We start from the raw sequence: 16,304 nt of genomic DNA on the forward strand, positions 1-16,304 counted from the left end.
GCGCCAGCCTACCCCCCGATCAGGGGGATGGGAGCCGCTTCGCGCGGGCCCGCCGCACGGCGACGTCGGCCGCCGCGGCGCCCGTGGCCACGAAGAGCGCGGCGAAGTCGTCGACGAGCTGGTCGCGGTCCTGGCGCAGCCCGCCGTCCAGCCACGAGATCAGGACCTCCGCGAGGCCGCCCACGAGGACGGTCGCGGTGAGGTCGACGAGCGGCTCGGCGTCCGGAGGCGGGCGGAACTCGGCCCGGGCGTGCTCGGCCACGAGCTGGGTCATGGACCGCACGACGGCGAGCCGGCGGCGCATGAGCGGCTCGCTGCCCAGCGCCTCGAGGCAGACCACGCGCGCCACGCGCGGGTCCTCGGTGAGGGCGTCGACGAACGCGCCGATGGCGGCGCGCGCGCGGGCGTCCTGGTCGGCGCCCGCGACGCCGAGGGCCTCGAGCATCCGCGCCGTCGCGGCCTGCACCACCTCGTCGAAGACGGCGACGAGCAGCGCGTCGAGGTCCTCGAAGCTCTCGTAGAAGAAGCGCGGCGTGAGCTGCGCGCGGCGGCAGACGGCACGGACCGTCGTGGCCTGGGCGCCCTCGGTGCCGAGCAGGTCGAGCGCGGCGTCGAGCAGCCGGCGCCGGCGCGCGGCCTGGCGCTCGGCGGCGGGGACGCCGCGGTAGACCCCGGAGGCGGGCACGGCGACCACCCTACCGCGATCGGGAAACACCCGTTGTCGACAACGCGCGTTTCCGCTACGTTCTGCCGCGTGTCCCGGGTGCACGACGTGGAGGGCGCGCGCGCCACGCACGGCGCGGAGCTCGTCGACCGCATCATCGCCGCGGCCGACGTCGTCGACGACGACGCCGACCGCCTCGTCGCGGCCTTCCGGGCGATGCCGGGCGGCCGCGGCTGGCAGCTGCTCGACGCGGCGCTCGCCGGCCAGGACGTCGCGGGGGCGCCGCCCGAGCTCGAGGCCGTCGTCCGCCCGGCGCTCGACCCGCCCTCGTGGGTCGACCTCGACCTCGTCGACGCGGGCGCCGTGGCGCGCTGGCGGATCAGCTCCGCGACCCAGGCGATCGCGCTGACCTGCGGGTCCCTGGCCTTCGGCTACCGCAGCGCCGCCCTGTCGCGGCCGCTGGCCGCCACCGGCCGGCTGACGCAGATGGCCCCGCGCCGGCTCGGGGAGACCGCGCGCTGGGTCGTCGCCGCGACGCAGCCCGGGGCGTTGCGCCCGGGCGCGGAGGGCCTGCGCCTCACCGTCCGCCTGCGCCTCGTCCACGCGCTCGTGCGCACCCACCTGCTGGCCAAGCCCGACTGGGACCGGGAGGCGTGGGGCCCGCCGATCAGCGTGGCGGACACGATCGCCACCGGGCTCGGCGGCTTCCTGCTGGTGCCGAAGCGCGCGCTGGAGGACCTCGGCGTCCGCTACACGCCCGCCGAGCTCGAGGCGCAGTTCCACCTGTGGCGGTGGATCACGCACCTGCTCGGCGCGCCCGAGGAGCACCTCCCCGCCAGCCTCGAGGACGCCCAGGCCTGGATCGGCTGCGCGCTGGACCTCGACGGCGAGCCCCACGAGCAGTCGCCCGAGCTCATGCGCGCGCTCCTGCACCACGGCTTCGCCTTCACGCGCTTCCTCCCCGGCCCGGTCGGGGTCCTCAGCCGCCACGTGAGCGCCCAGGTCCTCGGCGGCTTCACCCGTCGCTGGATGGGCGAGGCGATGGCCGACCGCCTGGGGGTCCCCGACACGCCGCTCAAGCACGCCGCGCCGCTGCTGCGCCCGGCGACGATCGCCCGCGAGGTGCTGCTCGCCACGGGCGCGCTGGGCGACGCGCACCGCATCGCCGAGCGCGAGATCGCACTCGTCTCGCGGATGATGGACCTCACCCGGGCGCCCGCCCAGCTCGAGCCCGAGCGGGTGCAGGACGAGCCGGTGCTGCGCGCCGCCTAGGCGGCTAGGCCTGCGCGACGACCGGCGGCGCGGCGTCCACCGCGTCCAGCCCGAACTCCCGTGCGATCAGCTCGTAGGAGCGCAGGCGCGCGGCGTGGCTGTGGGTGATCGTCACGACGACGACCTCGCGCGCCCCGTACTCCTGCGCCGCGGCCTCGATGCCCGCGCGCACCTGCGCCGGGTCGCCGACGATGGTCCGCCGCCCCTCGCGCGGCTTGCGCGGGTCCTCCCCGCGCGAGCGTGCCCACGCCATGGCCTTGTCCGGCGTCGGGACGGCGATGAGCCGGCCCTGGCGCAGGAGGGAGAACATCATCCGGCTCGAGGTCGCGAGCTCGAGCGCCTCGTCCTCGGTGTCGGCGGCCAGCGCCCACACCGCCACGACCGCCTCGGGGTCGTCGAGGCCACGGCCGGCCACGAACCGCTGCCGGTAGTCGGCGGCGATCCTCGCGCCCTGCGGGTTGATGAAGTCCGCGAAGGCGTAGGGCAGGCTCAGCTCCGCCGCCCACAGCGCCGACTGCGGCGAGGAGCCCAGCAGCCAGACGCGTGGGCGCTGGGGCCGGCCGGGCAGGGTCCTGGGCAGCCGCGCGAACGGGTGGTCGGCCGGCAGGTCGTCCTCGAGGTGCGCGAGGAGCTCGGCGAGCTGGTCGGGGAAGTCGTCGGGCGAGGCCTGGCGGCGGTCGCGCTGCAGGGCGAAGGTCGTGAGCGGGTCGGTCCCCGACGCGCGGCCGATGCCGAGGTCGATCCGGTCGCCGCACAGCCCCGCCAGCACGCTGAACTGCTCGGCGACGTGCAGCGGGCTGTAGTGCGGGAGCATCACGCCGCCGCTGCCGACGCGCAGGCGCTGGGTGGCGGCGGCGATCGGCCCGATGAGGACCTCGGGCGCCGGACCGGCCAGGGACGGGCCGCCGTGGTGCTCGGCCACCCAGTAGCGGTGGAAGCCGAGGCGGTCGGCGAGCCGCGCGAGCTCGAGCGTGTTCTGCAGCGCCTGCGCCCCGGTCGCGCCCTCGGCGATCGGCGACTGGTCCAGGACGCTCAGGCGGAGCATCCGTTCGACGCTAGCAGCGGCGAGTCGGGCCTCGGCGGCGGCAAGGGGGTACGCCGTCGAGGCCCGCCAACTCTCGCCATCAGGGCGGGCTCGCAGGGGGTGTGAGCCCTTCCCTCACCCGGCTCCTCGGCAGCCAGGGCGCGGGACTTGAGCGATTGACGAGCGGCTACGCGCCAACTACTCGGGCGTGAACCACACGACGACCATGGGCTCGCCGTCGGTCAGCCGCCAGCCCGGCTCGCCGAGCAGCACCGCGAGCTCGTCGCGGCAGCCGTCGTAGAAGTTGCGCTGGCGCACCAGCCAGGCGTCGACGTCCGGGTGGCCGAGCTCCTCGGGCGTGAGGACGCCGTCGAGCTCGCCGTAGGTCACGAGGCCCACGCGCTGGACGACGACGGCGCCGTGGTCGATCCCGCGGTGGTCGCGGATGGGCAGCCGCGTCCCGATCCGCGGCGGGCCGCCCTCGAGGTCCCACTCGCGCGCGAGGCCGACCGAGACGGTGCGCCGGCCGGCCAGGATCTCGGCGATCGAGCGCTGGCCGTGTCCGCCGTCGTCGGCGCTGCCGAACTCGAGGAACGGCTCGGCCGCGGTGCGCCACTGCGCCAGCGGGATCGTCGCGTGCAGGGTCGTCCCCTCGCCGGGCGGGCTGGTGACCTCGAGCGTCCCCGCCAGGACGGCGACGCGGTCGCGCAGGCCCTGGATGCCGGTGCCGCCCTCGAGGTCGGCGCCGCCGGCCCCGTCGTCGCTGATGCGGACCTCGACGTGCGGACCGCGGTCGGCGACGTCGACGCGGACCTTCGTGGCGCCGGCGTGGCGCGCGGCGTTCGTGATCGCCTCGCTGACCAGGTAGTAGGCGGTGACCTCGACGGGGTCGGGCAGCCGGCGGCCGGGCAGGGCGCCGAGCTCGACGGGGACCGGCGAGCGGCGCGCCAGCGCCTCGAGGGCCGGCACGACACCGCGCTCGGCCAGTCCCGCCGGATGCAGGCCGCGGGCGAGCTCGCGCAGCTCGTCGAGCGTCTCGGCGGCCTCCTCGCGGGCCCGCTGCAGCAGCGTCGCGGCCTGAGGATCGACCGCCTCCCCCGCCTTGCGCAGCCCGAGGTCGATGAGGTGGCCGAGGGCGACGAGGCGCTGCTGCGGGCCGTCGTGGAGGTTGCGGCCGATGCGGCGGCGCTCCTCGTCGCCGGCCTGGAGCACGCGCGTGCGCGCGCGGGCGACCTCGGACTCGCGGGCGCGCAGCGCGCGGGCCTGGCGCAGGCGGCCCAGCTCGGCCGCGGCGCGGGCCGCGAGGACGTCGAGCGCCTTGCGGCCGTCGTCGTCCAGGGTGGCGCCGCGGACGGCGAGGTGGCCGACGGGCGTCTTGCCGCCGTCGCGCAGCTGGAGGACCAGCGCGTCGTCGGCGGGGGTCGCGTCGTCGCCGCGCGCGGGCGGGCGCCCGTCGGCGCGCCAGGCCGTCCGGACGCGGCAGCGGCCGGGGACGTCCTCCTCGGCCAGGACGACCTCCTCGGCGCCCACGGCGGGCCCGAGGACCGTGGCGAGCGTCGAGAGGAACGCCTCGCCGACGACGTCCGCCGTGGCGGTGGCCAGGGCGGGCAGTAGGTCCTCGCCGGCGAGCGGCGAGCGCGCGGAGGGCGTGCTGGACGGCATGGGCTGGTCGGTCGCCGGCGGCGGAGCGGCCTGGGAAGGGTAGCGGTGGGGCATCAAGGTCCTGCCAAGGGAGACGGCAGGACACGGCGCTAGGTTGCGGGCGTGGGTGCGACGGGGTTCGCCGGATGGCCGCGGGAGGCGCTCGCCTTCCTGCGCGAGCTCGAGGAGCACAACGAGCGCGAGTGGTTCCACGCCAACCGCCCGCGCTACGACGCGCACGTCGCCGGACCGGCCAAGGCCCTGGGCGCCGCGCTGGCCGACCTGGGCGACCCGCACGTCTTCCGGCCCTTCAACGACACGCGCTTCCACCCCGGTCCGCCGATCAAGGAGCACGTCGGCCTGGTGGTCGGCCGCGGCGTCGGTGGCGGGATCTTCTACGTCGAGCTGTCGCTGGACGGCGTGCTCGTCGCGGCGGGCATCCACGCCCCCGCGCCTGACCAGGTCGACCGGCTGCGCCACGCGGTCGCCGACGGGCGGCGGGCCGCCGGACTGACCAGGGCGCTACGGCGCGCGGAGGGCGCCGGGCTCGAGCGCTCCGAGCCCGACCTCAAGCGCACGCCGCGCGGCTGGCCGGCCGACCACCCGCGCGCCGAGCTCCTGCGCCACCGCCGGCTCGTGGTCGCCCGTCGCCACGAGCTCGGGCCCTGGCTGCACGGCGACGAGGCGCTCGCCCGGGTGCGCGCCGACCTCGACGCGGCGGCGCCGCTCGTGCGCTGGCTGCGCGAGCACGTCGGGCCCTCGACGAAGCCCCGGCGCTGAGGCGCGTACTGTCCGGGCTCGATGCGCCACGACCTGCGCCCCCTCTTCGACCGCGTCGTCATCAAGGAGCTCGAGCCCGACCGGATCCGCCAGTCGGGCCTCCTGGTCCCCGCCGGCTCGCACGAGCCGCCGCCCCACCACGGGATCGTCCTCGCCGTCGGACCCGGCATCGACTGGTGGGAGTCGGCCGGCGTGCGGATGCCGGTCGGCCCCGGCGACCACGTCGTCTTCCCCGCCAGCGCGGGCGCGTGGGTCGAGGTCGACGAGGAGCGGCTGCTCGTCTGCCGCGTCACGGAGCTGCTCGGGGTCCTCGAGACGGCCGAGGGGCCGCGCGACATCGCGCCGCCCGTCGAGGAGGACTAGCCCGCGGCGCGCCGGTCGCGCAGGAGCTGCGCGACGCGCCCGACGGCCTCGTCGAGGTCCGCGTCGGGCAGGGCGAGCGAGAGGCGCACGTAGCCGGCGCCGCGTGCGCCGAAGCCCTCGCCGGGCGCGACGCCGACGCGCGCCTCCTGGGCGAGCACCTCGACCGTGACGCCCTCCGGCGGGCGCCACCAGGCGTAGAACGTCCCCTCGGGTGCGGCGACGTCGGCCCCGGCGGCCCGCAGCCCCGCGACGAGGCGGTCGCGACGAGCCGCGTAGACGGCGGCGCGCCCGGCGACGTCCTGCGCGTCGGTGAGCGCGACCTCGAGGCCGCGCTGCAGGGCGGTCCAGACGCCGGCGGTGAGGTGGTCGACGAGCGTCTTGACCCGGCCGACGACCTCGGCGTTGCCGACGAGGAAGCCGACGCGCCAGCCGGCCATGCCGTGGACCTTCGAGGGCGACCACAGCTCGACCGCGACGTCGCGCGCGCCGTCGACCTCGAGGACCGACCGGCCGCGGCGGCCGTCGAAGGCCAGGAAGCCGTAGGCGAGGTCGTGCAGGAGCCAGCCGCCGCGCTCGTGGGCCCGGGCGACGGCGTGCTCGAAGGTCCCGGGCGCCTCGCACGCCGCACACGGGTTGCTCGGGTAGTTCAGGACGCAGAGCGCCTCGCGGTCCCCGCGCACGGCGCCCCAGTCCGGCTGCCAGCCCGTGGCGGCGTCGAGCGGCAGCGCCCGTTCGCGCGCGCCCGCGAGCGCGACGCCCGAGCGGTAGTCGGGGTAGCCGGGGTCGGGCAGCAGGACCGTGTCGCCGGGCTGGGCGGTGGCGAGGCAGACGAGCTGGATCCCCGTCTTCGTGCCGGGGACGACGGCCACCTCGGTGTCGGGGTCGAGCGTCACCCCGTGGTCGCGGCCGTAGCGGTCGGCGATCGCCTGGCGTAGCTCGGGCCGGCCCTGGAAGGGCGGGTAGCCGTGGACCACCGGCGTCGCGGTCTGCGCGGCGGCCTCCTGGACGGCGGCGATGGCGGCGGGCGGCGGCGGGAGGTCCGGGTTGCCGCGCCCGAGGTCGAGGAAGCGCGGTCCCGGCCGGGCCTGGGCGGCGGCGGCCGCCGCGAGCATGCGGGTGAACACCTGCTCGGGCAGGCGCCGCACGAGGTCCGGGGCGGGGCGGCGGGTCACGTGATCGCGTGGCGGATGCGGGCCCGCGCCTCGGCGTAGCGCACGGCCTCGTAGGCGACCGTCGCCACCGCGATGGCGGCGACGACGCCCAGCGCGACGAGCGCGTCGACCTCGGTGGCCAGCGGGATCGTCGCGAGCAGCGCGACCGTCGCGGCCGACCGCGAGCGGCTCAGCGAGCGGACGTTGCGCAGGCGGAAGAGGATGTGGCCGACGTAGTAGAGCGCCGCGCCGCCGCACAGGCACACCGCGGGCATCGCCTTCAGCGGCTCGTCGTAGTCGCCGAGGGTCTTCTTGATCCCGAGGGCGAGCAGCACGATCCCCGCCACCATCAGGAAGTGCAGGTAGGAGTAGGAGTCGCGCGCGATCTCCCCGCGCTCGGCGCCCTCGGCGCGCGCCAGGCGCCGCTCGGCCACGAGCGCGACGACGTCGAAGTACGCCCACCACAGCGCCGCCACGAGGGCGATGCCCAGCACGCACGCCGTCACCACGCCCACCCCGATGTGCAGCTCCTCGGCGCCCACGCCCAGCGCGACGATCGACTCGCCCAGGGCGATGATCACGATGAGCGCGTGGCGCTCGGCGAAGTGCCCGGCGTGGATGCGCCAGACCCCGCGCTCCCCGCGTGTGGCGAGCCGGCCGCCCGCGAAGTCGATGAGGATCGCGACCGCCCACAGCGCGCCCTGCGTCGCGCCGTCGAAGCCCGTCGCCACGAGGACGAGCACCGGCCCGACGATCGACGTGACCGCGAGCCGCGCCACCGCGACGTGGACGTCCGGGTCGTCGTCGCCCAGCCGCCACAGCGCGACGGACTGCAGCTGGCGCACCACGAGGTAGGCGATGGCGAAGGCCACCGCCTCGTCGTCGAACGCCCCGGGGACCGCGAGCGCCATGACGAGCGTCGCGGCCATGGCGCAGAACAGCACCAGGCGCGCGGGGCCGTCGTCGGACGCGACGCGGTTGGTCAGCCACGCGTAGCCCGTCCAGGTCCACCACAGCGCGGCGAGGACCAGCACGCCGCGCGCCAGCCCCTCCCAGGTCGGGTTGGCGGCCAGCGCCGCCGTCACCTGCGTGAGGCCGAAGACGAAGACGAGGTCGAAGAACAGCTCGAGCGGCGTGACCTTCTGCTCGGGCTCGGCGTGCTGGTCGGCGTCCCACCCGATCGCTCGCGCGGCGGCCTCGGCGTTGCTCATGGCCGCATCCCAGCAGCGCCGGCGGCGGCTAGGCGGTGATCTCCGCCACGGTCCCGCCGAAGCCGACGGCGAACACCTTCCCGGCGCCGAACGGGCCGCTGCCGTGGCCGACCGCGACGGCGCTGGCGTTCGCGATCCCCTTGGCCAGGACGCACCCCTTGCCGCCCGCCACGCGCCAGACCTGGCCGTAGAGGTTGGCGGCGACGAAGAGCCGGCCGGCGCTGTCGGCGGCCATCCCGTCGAAGCCGGCGGCGAGGTCGAGCAGCCCGGCGCTGAAGGCCTTGTACGGGACGTTCGGGCGATGCAGCGGGATGCCCATGATCGCCGCGGGCAGGAACGTCTGGGCGGCGTAGAGCGTCCCGCCGTCCGGGCTCAGGGCCAGGCCGTTGGCGCTGACGATCGGCGACCAGCCGACCTGCACCTCGCCGTCCGGGCTGATGCGGTCGACGCCGCGCAGGAGCCCGAGGTCGTTGGAGGCGAAGACGGTGCCGTCCGGGTGGCGGACGATGCCGTTGGCCATCTGCAGCCCGGTGGCGTACACCGACGACGCGCCGGTGACGAGGTCGACGCGCAGCAGGCGCGCGGTGGGCTTGAGGTTGCCGGTGAGGCCGTCGACGAGGCCGTTGCCGTCGCCGACCAGGACGCCGCCTGCGCCGTCGAGCGCGAGGCCGCCGGGCTTGGCGAGGCCGCCGAGCAGGACGCGCGGCTGCTGGCCGGGCGCGTCGAGGACCATGAGCGCCTTGCGCGTCTGGTCGGTGTAGAGCAGGCGGCCGAGGTCGTCGACGATGACCGACTCGAGGCTGCCCTGGCCGCTGAGCAGCGTCCGGAACCCGGTCTGGCCGGCGCGGCAGTCCGGCGCCGCGGACGCCGGCGCGGCGCCCAGCAGCGCGACGGCGCACGCCGCGCTCAGCACCCCGGCGGCCCGGCGGCCGGCGCTCAGCGCACGTCGACGAAGAGCGTCTGGTGCGACGCCCCCAACTCCCCCTGTCCGTCCCACAGGGTCGAGCTTGCCAGCCCGCGCCCCTGACTGTCGAGCAACGTCCGCGCCTCGAGGCCGACCCACGGCCCGCGCGGCTCGCTGAGCAGGTGGACCGTGAGGTCGGTGTTCACGAACAGGTGGCGGTCCCAGCGCAGCTCGCTCGAGACGCCGTTGCCGAAGTCCGCCGCCGCGGCGACGCGCTGCAGCGGCGTGGGCTCCTCCTCGTCGACCAACGGCCGCCGCGGGCGGAACCACGCCAGCGCGGGTCCGGGCTCGCCGAACTGCCCGCGCGCGAAGCGGATCTCCATGCCGGTCAGGTGGAAGCCCTCGCCCGCCGAGCCCGGGAACGTCCCCGCCTCGGCCTCGTCGGGCCCGGGCGTCGGTGGCTGGGCGCGCTGCGCCCCGCGGCCCTCGAGGTCGACCTCCCCCACCCGCAGCCGCACGGCCCGCGCGCGCACCAGCACCCGTCCGTCGCTCCCGCTCACCGTCGCCTCGCAGAGCTGCAGCCGCGGTCCGCCGCGCAGCACCTCGGCCTCCACGCGCAGCGGCGCGAGCGGCACCGCGCCGAGGAACTCGAGCGTCAGCCGGGAGCAGCGCATCGGGGCCGCCGCCTCGAGGCGCTCCACCGCCCGGGCGACCAGCGCCGCCGGCGCGCCACCGTGCTGCTGGCTCGGGTCCCACGGCCCGCGCGCGTGCCCGGTCGGCACGAACAGCGGCCCCTCCTGTCGGAACACCGGCTCCGTCATCGGCGGCGGAGGCTAGTGGTGGGTGCCAGGCACCCGTCATCGCGTCAGTGGCGTTCCGCTCAGACGGTCCCGGCGTGAGCCTGTCGTTGTCCCGCTGGGAGCGGGGGAACGACAGGGTCACGGTCGTTCGGGCCCGGTCTACCGCGACCCTGGAGTCGAGGTCCCACGAGGACCCCAACCCCAGGCTCGTCGCACCCGAACCCGCAAGACGGCCTCGTGGAAGGTGCCTGGCACCTTCCACCCCTCACGACGCCTGCAGGTACGTGAGCACCGCCAGCACCCGCCGGTGGTCGTCCTCCCCCGCCGGCAGGCCGAGCTTGGAGAAGATCGACGTGACGTGCTTCTCGACGGCGCCCTGCGTGACGACGAGCGCGCGGGCGATGCCGTTGTTCGTGCGGCCTTCGGCCATGAGCTCGAGCACCTCGCGCTCGCGCGGGGTCAGCTCGGCCAGGGCGGCGGCGCCCGGCGCGGCGTCGCGGGTCTTGACGAGCTCGGCGACCACCTCGCGGTCCAGGGCGGTGCCGCCGTCGGCGACGCGGCGCACCGCGTCGAGGAAGGCGCGGACGTCGCCGACGCGCTCCTTGAGCAGGTAGCCGATCCCGCCGCCGTCGCCCGAGGCCAGCAGCTCGGCGGTGTACACCGGCTCGACGTACTGGGACAGGATCAGGACGTTGAGGCCGGGGTGGCGGCGGCGGGCCTCGATGGCGGCGCGCAGCCCCTCGTCGGTGAACGTCGGCGGGAGGCGGACGTCGACGATCGCGAGGTCGGGCTTGTGGCCCGCGACGATGCGCAGGAGCCCGTCGCCGTCCTCGGCCGCCGCGGCGACCTCGATGTCGTGCTCGCGCAGGAGCGCCACGAGCCCCTCGCGCAGCAGCGCGTTGTCCTCGACCGTCACGACCCGCATGGGAGCACCGCCCTGATCGTCGTCCCGCCGCCGGCGGGGCTGTGGACCTCGAGCGCTCCGTCGAGCGCCTCCACCCGGTGGCGCAGGCCGGTCAGGCCGCCGCCGTCGACCACGGCGCCGCCGGGGCCGTCGTCGGCCACCTCGACGACGACGCGCGCGACGTCGCCCACGACGCGCACCCGCGCGCCCGAGCCGCCCGCGTGCTTGGCGACGTTCGTCAGCGCCTCGGCGGTGACGAAGTACGCCGCGGTCTCGACCACCGGCGGCGGCCGGTGGGTCAGCCGCGCCACGACCTCGACCGGGATCGCCGCGCGCTGGGCGAGCGCATCGACCGCTGCCTCCAGGCCGCGGTCGGCCAGCACCGGCGGCGCAATCCCGCGGGCGAGGTCGCGCAGCTCGGCGATCGCGCTGCCCGCGTCCTCGCGCGCCTCGCGCAGGAGCTCGGCCACCTCGGGACGGTCCTCGAGGCGCGCCTCGGCCCGCCCGAGCTTCATCGTCAGCGCCACCAGCCGTGCCTGCGCGCCGTCGTGCAGGTCGCGCTCGATGCGCCGCAGCTCGGCGGCCTGCACGTCCAGCGCGCCGCGCCGCGTCCGCGTCAGCTCCGTCACGCGCTCCTCGAGCTGGCGCTCGCGGCCGTCGGGCAGCGCGTGGCGGTAGATGAGCAGCAGGTGGATGCCCGCCGCGGTCCCCAGGCCGATGAGCGGCCAGTAGACCTCGGCCGCCCCGGCCTCGGTGAAGACCGCCGTCCAGACGTTGGGGAACAGCGCCGCCGCCGACACCGCCAGCTGGACCGCGAACCGGCGCAGCGCGACGGCGCGGACCTGCAGCGCCCAGCGCACGCCCGCCCACAGCAGGGTCGCCTCCAGCCCACCGAACCAGACCCAGAGCGGCCAGAAGTAGCCGCCGCCCAGCGCGCCCCAGACCACGGTGCAGACGAACGCCGCGAACGCCATGACCGCGACGAACGTCGACAGCCGCCGCGTGACGACCGGCTCGGGCTGCCAGTCCGGGTCCTCCGCGGCTTCGCGGCCCGCGCTCGCGACGACGGTGCGCCCGATGCCCCCGGCGCGGTCGAGCAGCCGCCGCACCTCCGGGTCGTCGACGTGGCGCACGACGCGCACCGTCGCATGGACGCCGACCGTCGTCAGGCCGAGCATCCACACCCAGGCCGGCCAGAAGACGCCGGCGCCGCTGGCCAGCCACACGAGCGTGCAGAAGGCCGCGAAGAGCCCCATGCCGCCCGCGTGCAGGCGCAGCGCCGGGCTCAGGACGGCGCCGGCCGCCGCGTCGTGCGCGGCGGCCGGAGCCTGCGAGGTCGGCGTGGTCGGGGCCTCAGCGTCCATCGTCGGAGCCGGTCGTGGCGGCGACGGCGCGGCCATCATCCCAGCCGGCACCGACGCCGGCGGAGGCCGGACGCACCCGGCGGCGCGGGACCTTCCAGCCCTTCTCGCCCAGCAGCGTCACCGCCGCAGGGAGGGCCACGCCGCGCACGATGGTCGCGTCGATGAGGACCGCGGCCGCCAGGCCGACGCCCATCTGCTTCATGTCGATCAGCGTCAGCGTCGCGAACACCGAGAAGACGCCGACCATCACCAGCGCGGCGCTCGTCACGGTGCTGCCGGTCGCGGCCACGCCCTGCGCCGCCGCCTCGGCCGGCGACAGCCCGCTGCGCCGCAGCTCGCGGATGCGCTCGAGCACGAGGACCGTGTAGTCCATCGAGAGCCCGAAGAGGACGGTGAAGCCGAACAGCGGCAGCCAGGTGGCGATCGCGCCGGTGGACTCGAAGTCCAGCAGCCCCTCGGCCCACGTCTCCTGGAACACCGCGACGAGCACGCCGGCGGCCGCGCCCACGGACAGGAGGTTCAGGCCGATGACCGCCAGCGCGAGCTTCGGCGAGCGGAACGCGCCCAGCAGCAGGAGCAGCGCCAGGGCCAGGACGAACCCGACGACCAGCGGCGTCGCGCTCGCGAGCGCCTCGTCGCCGTCGAGGTCCTCGGCGGGCTGACCGCCGACGAGCGCCTCGGCCCCCGGGGCGACCGTCGCCGCCGTCGGCGTGACCGTGGAGCGCAGCTCCCGGACGACGTCGTCGCCCGCGTCGCGGCCCTCGTCGGGCATGGGCACCGACACGAGCGCCGTGCCGCCGTCGCGCGAGACCTGGACCTCGGGCTCGCCCGCGCCACCGGTGACGCGCAGCGCCCGCTCGCCCAGGGCGGCGAGCTTCGCCTGCGCGCCCGGCTGGTTGAGCCCCGCGGCGCTGACGACGAGCTCGACGTCCCCGGGCGCGCCGGGGAAGGTGCGCTCGATGGTGTGCAGCGCGGCGACGGCGGGCAGCTCGTCAGGCAGCGCGCCGTTGCCCGCGAAGGCGAGCTTCATCTGCGTCGCCGGGACGGCGAGCGCGCCGAGCACGCAGACGGCGGTGACCATCGACGCGACGGGGCGGGCGGTCACGCCACCGGCCAGGGCGCCCCAGAACCCGCGGTGCCCGGAGGCCTCGCGGCGGGCGCGGCGCGCCTCGCGACGGCGGGCGAACGGCAGCCGGCCGCGCTCGATGCGGTCGCCCATCAGCGCCAGGACGGCGGGTAGGACGGTGAGCGAGCCGATGACCGCGATGAGGACGACGAGGATCGTCGCCAGCGCGATCGAGGCGAACACGGGCTCGCCGCTGAGCAGCAGACCCGCGAGGGCGACCATGACCGTCAGGCCGGACACGAGGATCGCCCGGCCGACGCTTGCCGCCGCGGCGTCCAGCGCCGCCAGCGGGCCACGGCCGCGCCGGCGCTCCTCGCGCTCGCGCCGCACGTAGAACAGCGAGTAGTCGACGCCGACCGCGAGACCGATCAGGACCACGGTGGCCGCCGTGTTGTCGGTCGACGGCGCGAGCTGGGAGACGACGCCCATCGCGCCCATCGCGCCGGCCACGGCCGTCAGGCCGAGCAGGAGCGGCACGAACGCCGCCACGACGGCGCCGAACGCGAAGACCAGGACGATCAGCGTGATCGGCAGGGAGAACATCTCGGCCTGCGCGAGGTCGTCGGAGATGAGCTCGTCGAGGGCCTTCTCGACCGAGCCCGCGCCGGCCTGCTGGAGGGTCACCCCGGGGGCGCCGGCGTCGACCGACTCGACGGCGGCTTGGACGCCCTCGACGTGGTCGGCCGCGTCGTCGGGGTCCCCGCGCAGCGTCACGTTGACGAGGGCGATGCGCCCGCCGTCCTTGGTCTGGGCGGGCGCCTGGACGCGGGCGACCTCCGGGAGGCCGGCGACCCGCGCGCGCAGCTGCTGGACGGCGGCGGTGGTCTTCGCGGCGCTGTCGGAGCGCACGACGACGTTCTCGGTCGCCGCGTCGCGCAGGCCCGCGGCGTGGACGAGCTGGGTGGCGCGGCCCGAGTCGCCGGTGCCGGCGTCGACGTCGCTGAGCTCCTTGGTCCCGGTCAGGGAGCCGGCCATGATGCAGCCGGCGATCAGGACGAGCCAGAGGAGGACGACGCTCTTCGGGAACCGGGCGGCCGCGCCGGCGGCCCGGCGGACCCCGCCCGCGAGCCACCCGACGTCGTCGGGCGGCGCGCAACCGGGGTCGGGACGGTGGTGGAGACGGCGTGCAGGAGGCATGCGACGACGGTCCCAGCGGGGCGCCGGCACGTCGCTGGGGCGCGGCGGAGAGCGTGCGCCGCGCGCCCCCGTCCGCACCCGGGGGATGTCCCCACCCCCCGCCTCGGGATCAGCGCCCGCCGAGGAGGCGACCCACGCCGGTCAGCACGCCGGCGAGGACGTTGCGCGACGGCGCCGCGACGGGCTGCGCCGGCGGGCACGCCGTCGTGAACGACCAGCGGTGCGGCTCGGCCAGGGCGACGCCGCCGAGGTCGCGGACGCTCGTGCCGACCTGCGCCGTGTACGTCGTGCACGGCGCGAGGTCCTGCGCCGGCCAGGCCATCATCGTGTGCGTGCCGTCGCCGTCGCCGTAGGGGCCCGTGCGCGGGAAGCCCTCGAGCTGGGCGACCTCCACGCCGCCGGGCCCGAACAGCCGCAGCGCCCCGGCGGGCAGCGGCGAGGGCGCGAGCGCGCTGCCGAAGCTCGCGACGATCCGCAGGTCGGCTCCGCCGCCGCGCGGGCCGGGCGACGTGCGGGCGGGCGATGCGTCGGTCGCGACGCCCGTGGCCCCCGGCTCGGGGTTGACGCCGACGACCTGCAGCGGCGGGCGCTCGCCGGTCGTGATCATGCGCCACAGCGCCTCGTAGGAACCGGCGATCGAGCGGGCGACGTCCCGGACGCCGCCCTGGCCGTCGAGGTAGCGCGCCGCCGACGCCGGCATCGTCGCCCTGACCCGCGGGTGCTCCACGAGCGCCGCGACGCGCTCGGCCACCGCCACGGCGCTGATCGCCGCGTGGCCCGCCAGGACGCCCGCCGCCGTCACGTCGGGGCGGCCGATCGCGCGGTAGGTCGCGACGAGGTCGTCCACCGGCGGCAGCGTCAGCGGCAGCGCGAGCAGCCGGCCGCCCTCGACGATGCCGACCATGTCCATCGCGAACTCCGGCGAGCTGACCTGGTCGACCAAGGGGAGCTTCGCGATCTCGGCGAACCCCGGCAGCCCGGAGCGCACGAGCGGGTGCGTGGGGTCCTCGTGGTGGTCGGCCATCGACGGCTCGAACAGCCAGTCCCACAGCTCGTCGCCCATGCCGTGCGCGGCGGCACCGAGGAGCTGGGCGACCTGCGGCGCGCACGGCCCCCACGTGCGTGACAGGTCGCCGCACCCCGGCTTGGCGCGCAGCTGGCGCACGTAGGCCTCGACGAAGCGCCCCCAGTGGGTGACCTCGCCGAAGTCGCCGCCCGGCAGGGACGCGACGGCGTAGCCCCCGTCGGGGTACTGCGCGCCGCTGAGCAGCTGGGCCTTGTGGGCGTCGAGCAGCGCCCGCAGCGCGGGCGTGCGCACGTCGCGGACCGCCTGGTCCGCCATGAAGGCGTGCGTCGTGACCCCCGCCGCGCCTGCCCCCGCAGGCGCCACGAGCGCCACGACCGCGACCACCAGGGCGACGGTGCGGCGCATCGGGGCGCGAGCATGCCCGAACGGCGCCGTTCACCGCAACCGCTTCACCGCATCGTCACGCCTCGTCGAAGGCGCCCGGGACGTAGTGGCCCGGCTCCGCGCCGCTGGCGACCTGGATGCGGTTCCAGGTGTTGATCACCGCGATGGCGAACAGCACCTGGGCCAGCTCTCCCGGCTCGAAGACCGCCGCCGCTGCGTCCCACACCGCGTCCGAGACGCCGGCATCCGGCAGTCGGGTGACCTCCTCGCACAGCGCCAGGGCCGCGCGCTCGCGCTCGTCGTAGACCGTCGCCTCGCGCCAGGTGCTGAGGGAGTACAGGCGCTCCTCGGTCTCGCCCGCGGCGCGCGCGTCCTTCCAGTGCATGTCGAGGCAGAACGCGCAGCCGTTGAGCTGCGAGGCGCGCACGTCGATGAGGTGGCGCAGCGTGTGGTCGAGCTCGACCGAGCGCCCGAGGCGGACCAGGCCGCCGGCCTGGCGGGGGGCGGTGCCCAGGACGTCGAGGCGGTGGGAGACGAACGTGGTGCTCATGC

Annotated in this window: 15 protein-coding genes; 3 read left to right on the forward strand and 12 right to left on the reverse strand. The window is 76.6% G+C overall.

Annotated elements, in window-relative coordinates; all coding sequences use genetic code 11:
* Positions 1–19: 19 nt before the first annotated feature.
* Positions 20–685: a TetR/AcrR family transcriptional regulator gene (locus JUB12_RS04170; protein ID WP_205698356.1), complete on the reverse strand. Its 666-nt coding sequence runs from the start codon at positions 683–685 to the stop codon at positions 20–22.
* A 69-nt stretch (positions 686–754) separates the two neighbouring features.
* Here JUB12_RS04170 and JUB12_RS04175 point away from each other — a divergent pair, with 69 nt between their 5' ends.
* Complete coding sequence (locus JUB12_RS04175) at positions 755–1,936, forward strand: oxygenase MpaB family protein (RefSeq protein ID WP_205698357.1); 1,182 nt, start codon at positions 755–757, stop codon at positions 1,934–1,936.
* 4 nt (positions 1,937–1,940) lie between these two features.
* Here JUB12_RS04175 and JUB12_RS04180 read toward each other — a convergent pair whose 3' ends face one another.
* Together JUB12_RS04180 and JUB12_RS04185 are read right to left on the reverse strand one after the other, a co-directional pair.
* Positions 1,941–2,981 (reverse strand): LLM class flavin-dependent oxidoreductase, encoded by a 1,041-nt coding sequence (locus JUB12_RS04180; RefSeq protein WP_205698358.1) that lies wholly within the window; start codon positions 2,979–2,981, stop codon positions 1,941–1,943.
* A gap of 177 nt (positions 2,982–3,158) precedes the next feature.
* The gene (locus JUB12_RS04185; RefSeq protein ID WP_205698359.1) at positions 3,159–4,622 is read right to left on the reverse strand and encodes a sensor histidine kinase; all 1,464 of its coding nucleotides are present in this window, start codon (positions 4,620–4,622) and stop codon (positions 3,159–3,161) included.
* A 102-nt stretch (positions 4,623–4,724) separates the two neighbouring features.
* Here JUB12_RS04185 and JUB12_RS04190 point away from each other — a divergent pair, with 102 nt between their 5' ends.
* Together JUB12_RS04190 and JUB12_RS04195 are read left to right on the forward strand one after the other, a co-directional pair.
* Complete coding sequence (locus tag JUB12_RS04190; RefSeq protein ID WP_205698360.1) at positions 4,725–5,381, forward strand: DUF2461 domain-containing protein; 657 nt, start codon at positions 4,725–4,727, stop codon at positions 5,379–5,381.
* Positions 5,382–5,402: 21 nt separating this feature from the next.
* A complete protein-coding gene (locus JUB12_RS04195) occupies positions 5,403–5,744 on the forward strand; it encodes a co-chaperone GroES family protein (RefSeq protein WP_205698361.1) in 342 nt (113 codons plus the stop codon).
* Here the strand turns inward: JUB12_RS04195 and JUB12_RS04200 are convergent.
* The 9 genes from JUB12_RS04200 to JUB12_RS04240 all read right to left on the reverse strand — a co-directional run bounded on the left by JUB12_RS04200 (position 5,741) and on the right by JUB12_RS04240 (position 16,302).
* Entirely contained in the window at positions 5,741–6,916 is a 1,176-nt protein-coding gene (locus JUB12_RS04200) for a pyridoxal phosphate-dependent aminotransferase (RefSeq protein ID WP_205698362.1), read from the reverse strand. The genes JUB12_RS04195 and JUB12_RS04200 overlap by 4 nt on opposite strands.
* Positions 6,913–8,106, reverse strand: a complete 1,194-nt coding sequence (locus tag JUB12_RS04205) for a low temperature requirement protein A (protein WP_205698363.1) — start codon at positions 8,104–8,106, stop codon at positions 6,913–6,915. Before JUB12_RS04205 ends, JUB12_RS04200 begins: the two co-directional genes overlap by 4 nt.
* 28 nt (positions 8,107–8,134) lie before the next feature.
* Entirely contained in the window at positions 8,135–9,019 is an 885-nt protein-coding gene (locus JUB12_RS04210) for an SMP-30/gluconolactonase/LRE family protein (protein WP_205698364.1), read from the reverse strand.
* Positions 9,020–9,042: 23 nt separating this feature from the next.
* Positions 9,043–9,831 carry a thioesterase family protein gene (locus tag JUB12_RS04215; RefSeq protein WP_205698365.1) on the reverse strand — a complete coding sequence of 263 codons (789 nt, stop codon included), beginning with the start codon at positions 9,829–9,831 and terminating at the stop codon, positions 9,043–9,045.
* A gap of 244 nt (positions 9,832–10,075) precedes the next feature.
* On the reverse strand, positions 10,076–10,735 hold the full coding sequence (locus tag JUB12_RS04220; RefSeq protein ID WP_205698366.1) for a response regulator transcription factor: 660 nt from the start codon (positions 10,733–10,735) through the stop codon (positions 10,076–10,078).
* The gene (locus JUB12_RS04225; protein ID WP_241004411.1) at positions 10,723–12,078 is read right to left on the reverse strand and encodes a sensor histidine kinase; all 1,356 of its coding nucleotides are present in this window, start codon (positions 12,076–12,078) and stop codon (positions 10,723–10,725) included. The genes JUB12_RS04220 and JUB12_RS04225 overlap by 13 nt, the downstream gene beginning before the upstream one ends.
* Positions 12,068–14,341, reverse strand: coding sequence for an MMPL family transporter (locus JUB12_RS04230; protein WP_205698367.1), 2,274 nt, complete (start codon positions 14,339–14,341; stop codon positions 12,068–12,070). Before JUB12_RS04230 ends, JUB12_RS04225 begins: the two co-directional genes overlap by 11 nt.
* Positions 14,342–14,450: 109 nt before the next feature.
* Positions 14,451–15,773: an Ig-like domain-containing protein gene (locus JUB12_RS04235; protein WP_205698368.1), complete on the reverse strand. Its 1,323-nt coding sequence runs from the start codon at positions 15,771–15,773 to the stop codon at positions 14,451–14,453.
* A gap of 55 nt (positions 15,774–15,828) precedes the next feature.
* Positions 15,829–16,302 (reverse strand): carboxymuconolactone decarboxylase family protein, encoded by a 474-nt coding sequence (locus JUB12_RS04240; RefSeq protein WP_205698369.1) that lies wholly within the window; start codon positions 16,300–16,302, stop codon positions 15,829–15,831.
* Positions 16,303–16,304: the final 2 nt, after the last annotated feature.

Origin of the sequence: Conexibacter sp. SYSU D00693 (assembly GCF_017084525.1) — a bacterium.
In the GTDB taxonomy this organism is placed as follows: Bacteria; Actinomycetota; Thermoleophilia; order Solirubrobacterales; family Solirubrobacteraceae; genus Baekduia.

What these genes read in the sequence shown, in the direction of transcription:
- JUB12_RS04180 (WP_205698358.1), bottom strand. Translation starts at nt 2,981, where the DNA reads ATGCTCCGCCTGAGCGTCCTGGACCAGTCGCCGATCGCCGAGGGCGCG.
- JUB12_RS04185 (WP_205698359.1), bottom strand. Translation starts at nt 4,622, where the DNA reads ATGCCGTCCAGCACGCCCTCCGCGCGCTCGCCGCTCGCCGGCGAGGAC.
- JUB12_RS04195 (WP_205698361.1), top strand. Translation starts at nt 5,403, where the DNA reads ATGCGCCACGACCTGCGCCCCCTCTTCGACCGCGTCGTCATCAAGGAG.
- JUB12_RS04205 (WP_205698363.1), bottom strand. Translation starts at nt 8,106, where the DNA reads ATGAGCAACGCCGAGGCCGCCGCGCGAGCGATCGGGTGGGACGCCGAC.
- JUB12_RS04215 (WP_205698365.1), bottom strand. Translation starts at nt 9,831, where the DNA reads ATGACGGAGCCGGTGTTCCGACAGGAGGGGCCGCTGTTCGTGCCGACC.
- JUB12_RS04220 (WP_205698366.1), bottom strand. Translation starts at nt 10,735, where the DNA reads ATGCGGGTCGTGACGGTCGAGGACAACGCGCTGCTGCGCGAGGGGCTC.
- JUB12_RS04225 (WP_241004411.1), bottom strand. Translation starts at nt 12,078, where the DNA reads ATGGACGCTGAGGCCCCGACCACGCCGACCTCGCAGGCTCCGGCCGCC.
- JUB12_RS04230 (WP_205698367.1), bottom strand. Translation starts at nt 14,341, where the DNA reads ATGCCTCCTGCACGCCGTCTCCACCACCGTCCCGACCCCGGTTGCGCG.
- JUB12_RS04235 (WP_205698368.1), bottom strand. Translation starts at nt 15,773, where the DNA reads ATGCGCCGCACCGTCGCCCTGGTGGTCGCGGTCGTGGCGCTCGTGGCG.
- JUB12_RS04240 (WP_205698369.1), bottom strand. Translation starts at nt 16,302, where the DNA reads ATGAGCACCACGTTCGTCTCCCACCGCCTCGACGTCCTGGGCACCGCC.